The sequence below is a fragment of the Vibrio sp. Vb1337 genome (assembly GCF_033338715.1).
In the GTDB taxonomy this organism is placed as follows: domain Bacteria; phylum Pseudomonadota; class Gammaproteobacteria; order Enterobacterales; family Vibrionaceae; genus Vibrio; species Vibrio alginolyticus.
In genome coordinates this window covers 243,802-258,070 of sequence record NZ_JAWOTD010000003.1, presented here as the reverse complement: position 1 = coordinate 258,070, position 14,269 = coordinate 243,802, and the positions used below count along the sequence as shown (strand labels likewise).

The window sequence follows — 14,269 nt, the reverse complement described above, 5'->3', positions numbered from 1 at the left end:
GTAAAAGAGCCAGCGAAGTGCTGGCTCTTTTTATTTCTGGTAAATCTCCAGTGGCAAGCCATCTGGGTCTTGGAAGAAGGTAAATGCTTTGCCTGTGAATTCGTCAATACGAATTGGCTCAACTTCAACGTCATTCGATTCTAGGTAGGTTTTCACCTGTTCAACATCATCAACCAAAAACGCGAGATGTCGCAGGCCTTGTGCTTCAGGAAAGCTCGGTCTTTTAGGTGCGCCCGGAAAGCTAAACAGCTCAACTTGGCTACCGTCAGGTAAAGCGAGGTCAAGCTTGTAGGAGTCTCTGGCTTCACGATAGTTCTCGGCAATGACTTTTAACCCCAATACTTCAGTGTAAAAGCGTTTTGACCTTGGGTAGTCGCTACAAATGATCGCGACGTGATGAATAGCATTAAACATGGTTAGCCTCTTCAAGCATGACTCGTATCCTTAAGCATGGTTAGTGCCCTCGGAGACTAAATGCTCCTTAACGAAGTCGATAAACACGCGCAGACGAGCAGGCATGTATTTGGTTTGTGCATACTGCATCGCGATAGCGCCGTGGTAGTTACTCTTGATCATCCAATCCGGCAATACCTCAACCACTTCCCCTTGCTCTAACGCGTCTTTGATCACGAAGTCATGGAAGATTCCAATTCCCAAGCCAGACTTAACCCCATTCAAGCGCATTTGAGAATGGTTAACGGCGTAACGTCCACTCACGGCAATCGAGTGGAAAGCTTCCTCTTTAAAGAACGACCAGATGTTGTCTTTGTCGTTCTCGGCAAGGTAAATGCAGTCGTGCTGCTCAAGCTCAGTGGGATGCTCAGGCATACCGTGTTTGGTGAGGTAATCTGGAGAGGCACACAAAACAAGGTTGGTCTTGCTGATCTCTTTGAGGACCAGATTCTCATCGGGTTTATCGGTGAGCTTAAATGCGACATCAATTCCTTGGCGGAACAGATCGATCTCACCATCTGCTGCACGCAGCTTAAGCTGAATATTTGGATAACGTTCAAGGAATGGCAAAACAAACGGTTGAAGCACCGAATTAAGAAATGCTTCAGGGGCTGCTACTGTGAGTGCGCCTGTTGGCTCAGCATGATCTTCCGCAGATAGCTCAACGGCTTGCTGCGCGGCATTCACCATTGCGATGCTTTGGTCGTAAACCTTTTGCCCAGCTTGAGTGATGATCAACTTACGAGTCGTGCGCTCAAACAGTTTCACCGAGAGGGCTTGCTCTAATCGTGTGATCAACTTACTTAAAGCCGATGGCGTCACGCCGAGTTGTTTGGCTGCAGCGGTAAAACTGCCTTCGTTTACCACTAAGATAAACGAAGCAAGATCAGGAAGTAGGGCAATGAGTTTTGGATTAACCATAATTGTTCAGTTCTGCGCAGCGGAATAACGACATTGTCTGGTACGGTTTCACGAGGTTCAAGTGTCACCGTCTCGCTTTAACGATATTTTGCCAAAAATGCATTGAGTGCAGGCAAGCCAGATTCACCAGTATGGTATTGCTGCCAACAGTGATAAATGGCCGTTTCGTGGTCTGCAATCAACTCGATAGCTTCTCGCTCAGCGATTGAATACTGCTGTGAAGCTTTCACTTCTTCATGCCACTCTTGATACTTGACCTCATAAGGCTCCACCCACTTCAGAAGAGTCGCCACCAACTCTTGCCATGGTAAACCAATCCACTTGGTTGCGTCTGCCAAGCCTTTATCCAACATCTCTTGGTGTCGACTTTCGATATCCATGCCATTTGTCAGCAGTACAGGTTTGAGCTTTTCTGCGGTTAGCTCTTCCACTTCAATCAAGGTTTGCCACAGCGTTTGTTGTTCACTTTGGGCGTAATAGCTCAAGTAGTGGTTGAAAAAAGCGATGCCGTAGATTTCGCCATAGTAGGCAGACAGAACGTTATGAATCATGGTGAGAATCGTGATTTAAACAGAGAATACCGCATTGTAGGAGGGGAAAGCGCGAAGTGTAAATAGCTGATTAAGAGTAAAAAAGTGCTGCTGACAGAATTCGAACAAAACTTGTGAGAATTTTATGAGAATTCGATGAAGTTGCTGATAGATTTGCTCGTCATTCTTAGAGGCAAGAACGCAAAACGTTCGAAACGTAATGCTTAACCTACTCAAGTCACGAACAAAGAAGTAAAGCCGTACAGATGGGCTTGGGTAGTTCAACCCTCATTAAAGGATGGAATCACAATGAAAAAACGTACCCAACTCGGACTCGTCATGACTTCAGTCGCTATGGCACTAGGCTCTGCATCAGTGAATGCGGCGGAATTGGAAATCACCGTGACAAACGCAACCAAAGGCATCTACTTTACGCCTCTTATTGTTGCCGCACATGGCTCTGATCTTCAAATGTTCAGAACGGGCCAAGCAGCAACGCCTGAACTAGAAGCAATGGCAGAAGGCGGTGATATCTCTGGGCTTGCTAGTGTGATTGGTAACGCTGGTGGTGCGGTGGTAGAGAACCCTGCTGGTGGCATTTTGAACCCAGGTGTGGCAACCACCTTCACCTTGGATAGTGGCGACCACGGTTATCTTTCTCTGAGCGCGATGTTGCTGCCAACCAATGACGGTTTTGTCGGTCTAGATAGCTGGAAGATTCCAACGGAAGCGGGTACATACCGAGCAACGCTAAGAAGTTACGATGCTGGTACAGAAGCGAACGATGAGCTTGCGTCTAGCATGCCAAACCCACCTTTCATTACCTTTGGTACTGGCGGCACAGGCGTTGAAGCAACGGTAACTAACGACAAAGTTCACGTGCATCCGGGTAACCTTGGTGATAGCGACCCATCTGGCGGCATCAGTGACTTAGACAGCAGTAGCCATCGTTGGTTAAACCCAGTCGCAACCATCACAATCGTTGTGAAGTAAGGGGGATGTATGAAATACAGAATCTTACTAGTAGCAGCTTCAGTCGGCTTGCTCGCCGGTTGTCCAAGCGATGATGATAATGATGTAGTGAAATCCTACCGCTACACCGTCAATGTGGCGAACTTGACTGCGAATCAACCTATGTCTCCGCTCGCGGTACTCAGTCACAATGGTGACTACCAACTGTTTGAAATTGGCCAAGCGGCATCTGTTGAACTTGAGCATCTTGCCGAAGGCGGTAGTAACGCAGAGCTAATTGAATTGATGAACAGCAATGACAGTGTTTACCAAGGTATTTCGGGTAATGGATTGGTGTTGCCGGGTGCATCGGACGAAGTCACCATCACGGTTGACCCTAGTCGTTACGGTTACTTGTCTGTGGCGTCTATGTTTGTGAATACCAATGATGCCTTTGTTGGCGAAACGGGGTTATCGCTCAAATCGCTCGCAGTAGGTGAAAGCTATGAAATGAGCATGAACGTTTGGGATTCCGGCACGGAACTGAATGATGAGCTTGCTGCAACCATTCCGGGCCCAGCAGGTGGCGGTGAGGGCTTCAATGCCGCCCGTAATGACAGCAATGACGTTGTTGCATTCCATGCGGGGGTAGTTAGCCAAGATGATGGATTAGCAAACTCAGCACTTTCTGCGAACCATCGTTTCTTGAACCCAGGTGCGAAAGTCACCATCACTCGAGTCGAGTAACACAGGCTCCGATGACGTCTCCTTTCCAAAGCGCTTGTAGCCGAGCGCTTTATCCCTCATGGCGTCATCGGAACCTTTTTTGAAAGAATTTCTAATTTGTTCCGGTCATGTGCAAAGTGAGGATACTCGAAGGCAAGGAAAGGACCATGGAACAACAGGCAATCAATTTAGTCGCGAACATCTTGTTGGTGGAAGATGACGATGATTTGGCAGAACTGGTTCAGATGCATCTCAAGTTTCAAGGACACCAAGTATCGCGAGCCACAAATGTCGCCGATGCTAAAACGCAATACCAGCAACAACCCTTTGATTTATTGATCCTTGACCGAGGTTTACCAGATGGTGATGGTCTAGACATTTGCCATTATTTGCGTCAGCAACAAGATTGGAGCCCAGTGCTCATGCTGACAGCCAGAGACGGTGAAATGGACAAGGTAGACGGCTTAGAAGCGGGCGTTGATGACTACATCACCAAGCCATTTAGCGTATTAGAATTCCAAGCACGAGTGCGAAACGTGCTACGCCGAGTCAGCCAAACCGCAGAAGTCAAAGTAGCAAATGAAGTCCTCGATGATGCGATGGATTTTGGTCCGCTGAGAATCATTCCGGAGTTGCACCAAGTATCCCTAAACGACAAAGACGTCACTCTTACCGCGACAGAGTTTACTTTGCTGCAGTTTCTCGCGACTCGTCCGGGCAGAGTCTACAGTAAAGATGAATTGCTCGATCACGTTTGGAACACCAGTCATTCTGGTTATCACCATACGGTGTGTAGCACCATAAACCGTTTACGCAGCAAGTTGTCGTTGTCTGATTCTGATCATCACTTCATTCAAACCGTGTGGGGTGTTGGATATAAGTTTCAGCCAAGACTCTAATGCAAGAAAGTAAGTCAAAACATCAAGCCAAGACAGTAAGTCGGCAGTTGTTTTCACCGTCATTTTTCAATCATCACGGGTGTTGCAAAAGTACCGCTGTTTAAGGAGGCGATAGGATGAGCTTCAAATCTCGCTTGGTAGTATTTACTAGCTTGTGGTTCTGCCTCGCGGCGGTGGTGATTGCACTGACTTACAATTGGCAAAAAGAAACCATTGAGTTACGCACCAAGCAAAGCTTGCATAAAGAGCTAGCCAGCCACATGCGTGATGATAACCCGCTGATGATCGGGACGGATTACAACCCTAAAGCGCTCAAGTCGATTTTTCACACGCTCATGCTGATCGGCCCTGATTTTGAAATCTACTTCCTCGATAGCCAAGGCAACATTACCACTCACGCAGCGCCGGAAGGGGCGGAGATCATGGGGAAGGTGGATCTCAATCCCATTAAGCAATTTTTAAATGACCAGCCTTTTCCCATTTTGGGTGAAGACCCACGTAATCGTGGTGAACACAAAGTCTTTTCTGTCGCGGCGATAGAGGAATTAGGCTCTACGGTCGGTTATCTCTACGTGGTGATTGGCAGTACCCGACATGACGCCATTGCCAATGCTCAAGTCGATACTCCTTACATCGCGCTGGCAGGATTGGTCTTAGTGTCCATTTTAGGTTTTGCCCTCGGGGCTTATGTGCTGGTCAAACGTAGCCTGTTGAACCCGATTGAGCGTGTGACCAAGCAACTTCAACAGCAAGCTGAACATGATTTCCGCCTGCAACCTGATTTTACTCACCAAGTGCCAGAGCTTGTGCCGATTGCGCACTCTTATCAGATGATGGCGAAGCACATTCAGCAGCAGTTTTTACAGTTGGAGTATCAATCGTCTCATCGTCGTCAAAGCTTGTTGCAGCTTAGTCATGATTTAAAAACGCCGTTATCGAGCGTGCTGGGCTATTTGGAAACGTGGCGTTTGCAACATCCTGAATCCGATCCTTTGATTGACGTTGCTTTTCGAAATTGTGAGAAGCTCTCAACTCAATTGCACTCTCTATTAGACGCCGCGCGTAAAGAAGCTCCAATGCCAAACTACGAGTACCGCCCCGTAGATCTGGGCGCTTTGATGGCAGAATGTGCCGAAACGATGCAGAGCCAGTTTTCTCGTAAAGAAGTGGTGTTGAAAGTGGATATCGATAGCGAGATCCAAACCGTGGGTGATAAAGGACTCTTAGAGCGGTTGGTATTGAACCTGCTTGAAAACGCATTGCGCCACAGCCCAATCGGCTCGGAAGTGCATTGCCAAGCGCATTTGAGTGAGGATAAGTCGCGTATCCATTTTACCTTCGTCAATCACATCGAGGAAGAAGCGGAGGGCGGTTCTTTGGGGATCGGGACGAAGATTGTCCAATCGATCTTAATGCTTCACCACAGCTACCTTGAGACCAATGCAACCTCCTCTCAGTATCAACAGAAGTTCACACTTCTCGCAATCTAAAGAGAAGTGTGAGACATAAGTTAATGTTTATTCAATAACACCACATACGACGCGAGCGCCGCCACCACCTAGCTTACTTGGGTGATCGGAGTGATTGTCACCACCTGCATGGATCATTAACGCTCGACCTTTTAAATCCGATAATTTTAGGCGAGGCGCGACAACGGGCTGATTGGCATTGCCGTCCATGTCCACATAGAGTGGAGGCAAGTCGCCTAAATGATTGTCATTGGTCCAAGGATAGCCATGCTTCCCTGTGTTGTTAGGATCATAATGGCCACCTGCTGCGCCGCCTAATACGGTTTTGTCATCCTTTTCTATGCTATCGCAAGATGGATTAGTGTGAACATGGAAACCGTGCACACCTGCTGACAAACCTGATAATTGAGGCGTAAAAACAACGCCATAATCACTTTGTGAAATCTCAATGGTACCCGCGCTCTCATTGGTGTTGAGAGCAGTCATTTCTACCGTTTTTGCTAGCGCGTTAGGGGCGGCGACAAGAGCGGATGCAACTGAAATGCATAGCAATCCTTTTAACATGGGACCTCCTTCTTTTAGCGTGTACGCTCAAGCACATATTAGTGAAAACCTGTTTTACTTATGTCTGTTGAGCGGTGAGTTTATGTCATAGAGTGATGTGTATCACTTTATGGTCTTAAACTGATATCTCGATCCGAAATCAGCTTTCTTTTATTTAGTCTTAACATATTGAGATCGTTAAGATATAAAAAGAATAGACGCCAATCTTAAAATAGCCTGAATATTTTTAAATTAACGCAAAGTTAAATTTTTAATGACTTTATAACAAAGCTCATAATTGTTTTATAAAGAATTTGGTGGAATTGTCCGCAATAAAGAATAGTCAAATTAACGAATATATTAATGTGAACATTGTTGTTTATAGATTTGTGGTCAAACTGTTGCTTATATCATCAAATAAGATAAAAAATTGGAACTAAAGTCACTTAATGGCAGAGGAAAAAATTAAACTCTGATTGTAATGGGTAATAATGTTTTAGTAACAGATAGTTACGCACTTAAAATTAATAATATGGCTAATTTCCGACAAGGATTGAAAAAGATGAAAGACAAGGAATCTATTCAGACTAATAGCAGCCGCCGTAATTTTCTGAAAGGCGCAACAGGAGCTGTTGTTGCTGGTGTGAGTGCTTCCGCTTTCTCAGGCGTAGCTCAAGCACGAGAACAGAAAATTGATTGGAGCGGCCGCGGGCTAGGTAGAAAACACGATAAGCGCTTCTGGCGTAAAGTGCGAAGACAGTTCGTTTTGGACAAACGAACCACTTACATGAACATTGGTACAACAGGTTCAATGCCAAAACATGTTCTTGAAGATTACGAGCATAACAACAAGCTGGTGGCTAAATATCCTTGGGATATGAAAGGCAAATTTGGCTCTTGGCCTTATGTTTCAGAGATGGTTAAAGACGTCGCACCAGGTTTTGGTGCTAACCCAGAAGAGATCATTCTCAGCCGCAACACTACTGATGGCTTATGCTCGATCATTAATGGCTTACACTTTGAACCAGGTGATGTGATTCTAACGACACACCATGAACATATTGCTGCAACATCACCTATGAACGTAGCGAAACATCGTTTTGGTGTGGATGTGGTAGAAATTCAACTACCAGTATTTACTGGTACTGAAAACGTTTCTGAGCAAGATTACATTCAAGCGTTCCGAGACGCGCTTGATACGAATCAAAACGTTCGCCTAATTGTTTTCTCTCATATCACATACAAAACAGGAACCGCGCTACCAGCAAAAGCCATTTGTGCTTTAGCAAAAGAGTATGGTGTACCTACTCTTGTTGATGGCGCGCATACAGTCGGTATGTTTGACCTTGATTTCCACGATATGGATTGTGATTTCTATGCAGGATCTGGTCATAAGTGGCAGTGTGGTCCGGGCGCGACAGGTATTCTGTATGTTCGTGATAACGGTAACCGTTTGAATGAGTATTGGAGTGACCGAGAGAACCCGTTATGGTTGATCAACTCCTCACTTTCTCATGCTGATTACCTGGGTAAACAGCTGCAAATGCAATACATTGGTAACGATAACTATCCTGCGAAACAAGCACTAGTTGATAGTTGCAAAATGTGGGATGAGATTGGTCGAGACCGTATCGAAGAGCGAGTTGTAAGCCTTGGTAGTTTATGTAAAACCTTGCTTCAAGAGTACTTACCACAAGCCAAAATGTATTCACCAAACGTGGAAGGCTTAACCAGTGGCTTAACGACGGTTAACCCGTTCTCCGATGTAACTAATGAAGAGATACTGACGGAATTCCGAGATCGTTTACGTGAAGAGTATGGTTACATCATCCGTACGACTAGCTTTAAGCTGCATAAGGATGATGACTTTGATACTTACGCGCTGCGTATCTCTACGCATTTGTTCCATGACGAACAAGATGTGGAAGGGCTCGTAGTGGCGATGACGAATTTGTATTACTCGTCGTTCTAACATCGTTGTTTATCACTCAAGCGCCCATTATTGGGCGCTTTGTGAAAGGTAAGGATATTATTATGTCAGTCATAACATTCAAAAGAACTTTAGCGACGGTGGCGCTCATGGTTACCTCTGTTGCGTCGTCTGCCGCTTGGTCAGACGATTTACAACAAATCCGTGAACGCGGTGTACTGCGTCACATTGGTGTCCCGTACGCTAACTTTGTCTCCTATATTGAACAAGGTGAAGTGGAAACTTTGACTGGCTTAGATGTAGAGATAATAAAAGGTTTTGCCAAGTCGTTAGGTGTTCAGTACCAGTATGTTCCAGCACAGTGGAGCGACGTGGTTGGTAAGTTGACAGGGCAAAATGTGCAATATCACAACAAGCAGGCTGTTGTCGGAGAAAGTGTTCCAATTGAAGGCGATTTGATCGCAAATGGCGTTACTATTCTTGATTGGCGCTCTGAGGTTGTCGATTTTTCACAAGATTATTTTCCTTCAGGTGTATGGTTGGTTTCCAGATCCGACTCTAGTCTGAGCCCGATTAAACCAAGTGGGTCGGTCGATGAAGATGTTAAAAACGTCAAGCAGCTGATCGATGGTCGCGAAGTGTTAGCTTTAGAACATTCTTGCTTGGATCCTAACCTTTATGACTTATATGACACAGGTGCAAAAGTTATATTACCTGATGGGGCGCGTCTCCTTAATGAGATGGTTCCAGCGATAATGAAAAATGATGCGGAAAGCACATTATTAGATGTTGCGGATACGCTAATTGCCCTCGAAAAATGGCCGGGTGAAATAAAAGTCATTGGCCCTATATCTGAAAATCAAAAAATGGCTGTTGCATTCCGTAAAAATTCCCCTGAATTACGCAAAGCATTTGATCGTTATTTAGACTCGATAAAAAAAGACGGTTCATACGAAAAACTAGTAAAAAAATACTATCCATCTATTTACTACTTTTATAACGATTACTTTATAGAAGATAAAAAGAAAGTCCGATGAATAAGGCCGTTAAAAAATTTTCCAGTAAAAGATTTATTACAATAAGCGCAATATTAGTTTCAATTTACCTAGCTATGCTTATTACTGTGACTAGCGTAGGTCAAAATAAATTAAAAGAATCTCAATACAGAGAACTAGATTTAAAAGTTAAAAGTTATGCAAGCACACTCGATAATTTATTTACCATAGCGAGTGAAGATGTTGATAATCTAGCTACAGATAAAACAATACAAACATTCTTTGGTAATTTAGCTTCTGGAATGTCAATGGAGTATGGGTTAGGTGCCAGTTTAATTAATTTAAAGCGTCGCTTCGATGAGAAGATAGACAGTAAGCTAATTAATAGCAGCCAAATCTATAAAAAGCTCACGCTGGTCGGCAGTGATGGAGTCACCATTGTCACCACAGGCTCCGAAAACCTTGCCGAGCATAAGATGGACATACAAACCTTAATGACTCAACACGGGCATCCCGAAGAGGTTTGTGCGACGCGATACAATGATGACGTTCGCATTCAAGTCATTAAGCAAGTTAAGTTCTCCGGAAAGCCTGTTGCCTTTTTAATTGCCGATCTTAATAAGAATATTGTTATTGACCAACTTACTAACCAAGAACACGAAGATAGTTATAGCCGAATGGTACTAAAAATAAAAGACGTGGAAATGGTTGTATGGGATACCATAAATAAAACACCTTCTCACAATAAGGATGAGAACTATTTCGTTTCTGAGGCTGTAGACGGAAAAATTTACTTTGAAGTTCCTGTGGATAAACATCACTTCAAATTGATGGCGTGGTTCGAGCCTTTGAGTGAACGAGATATATTTACATCACGGCTCTTTATTATTGGTTTGAGTATTCTGGCCGTTATGATCGTCATTGCTTTATGTTATGCATTCATCACGAACAATAATAGGATTGAATTGAAAATTAAGCTTGAGGAAGAAAAAAAGCGTAAAGATATTCTTTCTCAACAGAATAAAAAATTAACGAACGAAATTGAACGTCGAAAAGCGTCTGAAAAAGAACTCGCCTTCCAAGCTAAATATGACACATTAACCAATTTACCTAATCGTAGTTATGGTTCCGAGCGATTGGCTTTGGAGTTAATTAGGGCATCGCGTAGTGGGTCTAAAGTTTTGGTGATGTTCATCGACTTAGACCACTTTAAGCAGATTAACGATTCAATGGGACACTTTGTTGGGGATGAAATCCTTAAACTCAGTGCTCAGCGACTGTATCAAGTCGCAAGAAAAACAGACTTATTGGCGAGAATTGGTGGGGATGAGTTTTTACTCGTCATCCCAGACTTGCCTGATAATGATACTGCAAAGCGAGTTGCTTCAAGTGTACTTTCGGCGTTTAACGATCCGTTTGTTTGGAACAACCATGAATTCTTCTTGAGTAGCAGCGTTGGAATGTCTGTGTTCCCGGATGACGGAGACAACGCTGAGCAGCTCCTTGCATGTGCTGATATGGCAATGTATCGGGCGAAACAAGATGGGCGTGATGGCTTTTGTTTTTATAACCATAATATGAACCAAGATTTGCAACGCTATTTGGATCTGGAAAATCGTCTGAGAAGTGCGATCTCCAATCAGTTATTAGAGCTGTATTATCAGCCAATTATTGAGCTGAGTAGTGGTAAAATCGTAGGTGCAGAAGCGCTAATGCGTTGGAATGATGACAAGTACGGATTTGTAAACCCTGAAGAGTTTATCTCTATTGCAGAGAAAAATGGTTTAATTCATCAAATTGGTGAGTTTGCTATTCAACAAGCGTGTCGACAAGCGGCACAATGGCAAAGTCTGACTCCGTTGTTTGTTTCTGTAAACTTTTCTAGTGTTCAATTTAGGTACTGCGAGCGCTTACTTACGTTTATTAAACACAGCCTTGAGGAGTCTGGTCTTCCGTCAGATAAGTTCGATATTGAAGTGACAGAAAGTCTCCTCTTCAATCACGATTCTGAGCTATTAGACATGCTTAATAACTTACGAGCGTTAGGCACTAAACTTACTATTGATGATTTTGGTACTGGTTATTCTGCGCTGAGTTACTTGCAGAAGTTTCCGTTCGACCGCTTAAAAATTGATCGTAGCTTTATGCAAAATATGTTCGAGAACGACTCAGACCGCGAGCTTGTGAACGTAATCATAGCAATGGCAAAAGCGCTGGATCTTAAGATCGTCGCAGAAGGCATCGAAGAACAGCGTCATGTAGATTACCTGAAAAACCTAAACTGTGAGTTCGGACAAGGTTTCCACTATAGCCGACCATTACCTGCTAAGGACTTTGAAGCACTTTTGGCTAAGCCTACCTGGCTATAATTCTTTTTATAACAACATCATAGAAAAGCATTAATCGAATTTGTGCCTAGGATTCATTAATGCTTTTCCACCTTAAGGTATAATCCTTCCTCCTTCCTTGAATTACACTACAATTAATTGATGAGTGATAGCCCGTGACGCCCGTCACATAAAGGCTAAGCCTAATTCTAAACGAGTAAATACTCGCCAAAATAACTAGGAAGGAATTTCAAATGTCTTCTGCATTCTACCAACAGATTCAGCAGCAAATCGAAGAAGTAAAGGCGGAAGGCCTTTACAAATCAGAGCGTGTCATTACGTCTCAACAGCAAGCGGCTGTTAAAATCTCTACTGGTGAAGAAGTACTAAACTTCTGTGCGAACAACTACCTTGGTCTTGCTAACCACCCGGCACTTATCGAAGCGGGTAAAGCAGGCATGGACGAGCACGGCTTTGGTATGGCTTCAGTACGTTTTATCTGTGGTACGCAAGACATCCACAAAGAGCTTGAGCAGAAGCTTTCTAAGTTCCTAGGTAAAGAAGATACGATTCTTTACACATCATGTTTCGATGCAAACGCGGGCCTATTTGAAACTATTCTAGGCAAAGAAGACGCAATCATCTCTGACGCTTTAAACCACGCGTCAATCATCGATGGTGTTCGTCTATGTAAAGCAATGCGTTTCCGCTACTCAAACAACAACATGGAAGAGCTAGAGCAACAACTGATTGCTGCGAAAGAAGCAGGTGCTCGCCACATTCTTATCGTAACGGACGGTGTGTTCTCAATGGACGGCGTAGTAGCAAACCTTCCGGCTATCTGTGACCTAGCAGAGAAGTACGGCGCATTGACGATGGTTGATGACTCTCACGCTGTTGGTTTCATGGGCAAAACAGGTGCAGGTACGCACGAGCATCACAACGTAGTTGACCGTATCGACATCATCACTGGTACGCTAGGCAAAGCAATGGGCGGCGCTTCAGGCGGTTACACATCTGGTAAAGCGGAAGTGATTGACTGGCTACGTCAGCGTTCTCGTCCATACCTATTCTCTAACTCTGTTGCACCAGCAATCGTAAGCGCTTCTATCCGCGTTCTAGATCTACTAGAAGAGAGCGGTGACCTACGTGACCGTCTATGGGAAAACGCAGCACACTTCCGTACTCGTATGGAAGACGCTGGTTTCACAATGGGTGGTGCTGACCACGCAATCATCCCAATCATGCTTGGCGACGCAAAAGTAGCAGCAGAATTTGCAGAGCGTGCGCTGGAGAAAGGCATCTACGTAATCGGCTTCTCATTCCCTGTAGTACCAAAAGGTCAAGCACGTATCCGTACTCAAATGTCTGCGGCGCACTCTCGCGAGCAACTAGACCGTGCAATCGACGCGTTCATCCAAGTTGGTAAGGACATGGGTCTTATTTAAGATTCTAGGCCTTAGACAATAGGGCCTTTAATTAAGGTTACATTATGAAAATTAAAGCATTATCAAAGCTAAAGCCTGAAGAAGGCATCTGGATGACTGAGGTTGATAAACCTGAAGTCGGCCATAACGACATTCTGATCAAAATTAAGAAAACCGCTATCTGTGGTACAGACGTACACATCTATAACTGGGACGAATGGTCACAAAAGACAATTCCAGTGCCTATGGTTGTCGGTCACGAATACGTGGGTGAAGTGGTTGCGATTGGTCAGGAAGTTCGTGGCTTTGAAATCGGTGACCGCGTATCTGGCGAAGGTCACATCACGTGTGGTCATTGTCGTAACTGTCGTGGCGGCCGTACTCACCTATGTCGTAACACGATTGGTGTGGGCGTTAACCGCGAAGGTGCATTCGCAGAATACCTAGTGATCCCAGCGTTCAACGCGTTCAAGATCCCTGAAGGCATCTCTGACGATCTAGCGTCTATCTTTGACCCGTTTGGTAACGCAGTACACACAGCACTTTCTTTCGACCTAGTAGGCGAAGACGTGCTTATCACAGGTGCTGGCCCAATCGGTATCATGGCAGCGGCAGTAGCAAAGCACGTTGGTGCTCGCCACGTAGTGATCACAGACGTGAACGAATACCGTCTAGAACTTGCTCGTAAGATGGGTGTAACACGCGCAGTAAACGTGGCTGAAGAGAAGCTAGAAGACGTAATGGCTGAGCTAGGCATGACAGAAGGCTTCGACGTTGGTCTAGAAATGTCTGGTAACCCAGCAGCATTCAACTCAATGCTAACCACAATGAACCACGGTGGTCGCATTGCACTACTCGGTATTCCACCGTCAGACATGGGTATCGACTGGAACCAAGTTATCTTCAAAGGCTTGGTGATCAAAGGTATCTACGGTCGCGAAATGTTCGAAACTTGGTACAAGATGGCTTCACTGATCCAATCTGGTCTGGATCTATCGCCAATCATCACGCACCACTACAAGATTGATGACTTCCAAGAAGGCTTCGATGTAATGCGCAGCGGTATGTCAGGCAAAGTTATTCTTGATTGGGAATAAC

13 protein-coding genes are annotated in these 14,269 nt (G+C 44.6%); 9 read left to right on the top strand and 4 right to left on the bottom strand.

Translation table 11 applies throughout. From position 1 onward, the window contains the following. Positions 1-30: 30 nt before the first annotated feature. The 3 genes from R7E42_RS04890 to R7E42_RS04880 all read right to left on the bottom strand — a co-directional run bounded on the left by R7E42_RS04890 (position 31) and on the right by R7E42_RS04880 (position 1,925). Positions 31-414, bottom strand: coding sequence for a VOC family protein (locus R7E42_RS04890; protein WP_213895953.1), 384 nt, complete (start codon positions 412-414; stop codon positions 31-33). A gap of 30 nt (positions 415-444) precedes the next feature. After that, positions 445-1,374: a LysR family transcriptional regulator gene (locus tag R7E42_RS04885; protein WP_213893263.1), complete on the bottom strand. Its 930-nt coding sequence runs from the start codon at positions 1,372-1,374 to the stop codon at positions 445-447. 77 nt (positions 1,375-1,451) lie between these two features. Next, positions 1,452-1,925 (bottom strand): hypothetical protein, encoded by a 474-nt coding sequence (locus tag R7E42_RS04880; RefSeq protein WP_213895952.1) that lies wholly within the window; start codon positions 1,923-1,925, stop codon positions 1,452-1,454. Positions 1,926-2,213: 288 nt separating this feature from the next. Between R7E42_RS04880 and R7E42_RS04875 the strand changes: the two genes are divergently transcribed. The 4 genes from R7E42_RS04875 to R7E42_RS04860 all read left to right on the top strand — a co-directional run bounded on the left by R7E42_RS04875 (position 2,214) and on the right by R7E42_RS04860 (position 5,970). Further along, positions 2,214-2,897: a spondin domain-containing protein gene (locus R7E42_RS04875; RefSeq protein ID WP_151515308.1), complete on the top strand. Its 684-nt coding sequence runs from the start codon at positions 2,214-2,216 to the stop codon at positions 2,895-2,897. A gap of 9 nt (positions 2,898-2,906) precedes the next feature. Further along, positions 2,907-3,602, top strand: a complete 696-nt coding sequence (locus R7E42_RS04870; RefSeq protein ID WP_045413258.1) for a spondin domain-containing protein — start codon at positions 2,907-2,909, stop codon at positions 3,600-3,602. A 146-nt stretch (positions 3,603-3,748) separates the two neighbouring features. Continuing rightward, the gene (locus tag R7E42_RS04865) at positions 3,749-4,480 is read left to right on the top strand and encodes a response regulator transcription factor (RefSeq protein WP_053307929.1); all 732 of its coding nucleotides are present in this window, start codon (positions 3,749-3,751) and stop codon (positions 4,478-4,480) included. 116 nt (positions 4,481-4,596) lie between these two features. After that, a complete protein-coding gene (locus tag R7E42_RS04860) occupies positions 4,597-5,970 on the top strand; it encodes a sensor histidine kinase (protein WP_005383993.1) in 1,374 nt (457 codons plus the stop codon). 27 nt (positions 5,971-5,997) lie between these two features. On the opposite strand, the gene R7E42_RS04855 is transcribed toward R7E42_RS04860, so the two are convergent. After that, positions 5,998-6,513 carry a superoxide dismutase family protein gene (locus R7E42_RS04855; protein WP_005383991.1) on the bottom strand — a complete coding sequence of 172 codons (516 nt, stop codon included), beginning with the start codon at positions 6,511-6,513 and terminating at the stop codon, positions 5,998-6,000. A 541-nt stretch (positions 6,514-7,054) separates the two neighbouring features. Between R7E42_RS04855 and R7E42_RS04850 the strand changes: the two genes are divergently transcribed. From R7E42_RS04850 to tdh, 5 genes are all read left to right on the top strand, one after another. Further along, on the top strand, positions 7,055-8,464 hold the full coding sequence (locus R7E42_RS04850) for an aminotransferase class V-fold PLP-dependent enzyme (protein ID WP_213962325.1): 1,410 nt from the start codon (positions 7,055-7,057) through the stop codon (positions 8,462-8,464). A gap of 62 nt (positions 8,465-8,526) precedes the next feature. Then, entirely contained in the window at positions 8,527-9,459 is a 933-nt protein-coding gene (locus tag R7E42_RS04845; protein ID WP_005375093.1) for a transporter substrate-binding domain-containing protein, read from the top strand. Beyond that, positions 9,456-11,786, top strand: a complete 2,331-nt coding sequence (locus R7E42_RS04840; protein ID WP_005375094.1) for a putative bifunctional diguanylate cyclase/phosphodiesterase — start codon at positions 9,456-9,458, stop codon at positions 11,784-11,786. The genes R7E42_RS04845 and R7E42_RS04840 overlap by 4 nt, the downstream gene beginning before the upstream one ends. Before the next feature lie 212 nt (positions 11,787-11,998). Next, positions 11,999-13,192, top strand: coding sequence for a glycine C-acetyltransferase (locus R7E42_RS04835; RefSeq protein WP_005375095.1), 1,194 nt, complete (start codon positions 11,999-12,001; stop codon positions 13,190-13,192). Between the two features lie 44 nt (positions 13,193-13,236). Next, positions 13,237-14,268 carry an L-threonine 3-dehydrogenase gene (tdh, locus tag R7E42_RS04830; protein WP_005383983.1) on the top strand — a complete coding sequence of 344 codons (1,032 nt, stop codon included), beginning with the start codon at positions 13,237-13,239 and terminating at the stop codon, positions 14,266-14,268. Position 14,269 lies beyond the last annotated feature (1 nt).

Excerpts from the sequence above, each read along its gene's own strand:
- R7E42_RS04885 (WP_213893263.1), bottom strand. The coding sequence starts at position 1,374 with ATGGTTAATCCAAAACTCATTGCCCTACTTCCTGATCTTGCTTCGTTT.
- R7E42_RS04875 (WP_151515308.1), top strand. The coding sequence starts at position 2,214 with ATGAAAAAACGTACCCAACTCGGACTCGTCATGACTTCAGTCGCTATG.
- tdh (WP_005383983.1), top strand. The coding sequence starts at position 13,237 with ATGAAAATTAAAGCATTATCAAAGCTAAAGCCTGAAGAAGGCATCTGG.
- R7E42_RS04890 (WP_213895953.1), bottom strand. The coding sequence starts at position 414 with ATGTTTAATGCTATTCATCACGTCGCGATCATTTGTAGCGACTACCCA.
- R7E42_RS04865 (WP_053307929.1), top strand. The coding sequence starts at position 3,749 with ATGGAACAACAGGCAATCAATTTAGTCGCGAACATCTTGTTGGTGGAA.
- R7E42_RS04860 (WP_005383993.1), top strand. The coding sequence starts at position 4,597 with ATGAGCTTCAAATCTCGCTTGGTAGTATTTACTAGCTTGTGGTTCTGC.
- R7E42_RS04880 (WP_213895952.1), bottom strand. The coding sequence starts at position 1,925 with ATGATTCATAACGTTCTGTCTGCCTACTATGGCGAAATCTACGGCATC.
- R7E42_RS04850 (WP_213962325.1), top strand. The coding sequence starts at position 7,055 with ATGAAAGACAAGGAATCTATTCAGACTAATAGCAGCCGCCGTAATTTT.
- R7E42_RS04835 (WP_005375095.1), top strand. The coding sequence starts at position 11,999 with ATGTCTTCTGCATTCTACCAACAGATTCAGCAGCAAATCGAAGAAGTA.
- R7E42_RS04845 (WP_005375093.1), top strand. The coding sequence starts at position 8,527 with ATGTCAGTCATAACATTCAAAAGAACTTTAGCGACGGTGGCGCTCATG.
- R7E42_RS04840 (WP_005375094.1), top strand. The coding sequence starts at position 9,456 with ATGAATAAGGCCGTTAAAAAATTTTCCAGTAAAAGATTTATTACAATA.
- R7E42_RS04855 (WP_005383991.1), bottom strand. The coding sequence starts at position 6,513 with ATGTTAAAAGGATTGCTATGCATTTCAGTTGCATCCGCTCTTGTCGCC.
- R7E42_RS04870 (WP_045413258.1), top strand. The coding sequence starts at position 2,907 with ATGAAATACAGAATCTTACTAGTAGCAGCTTCAGTCGGCTTGCTCGCC.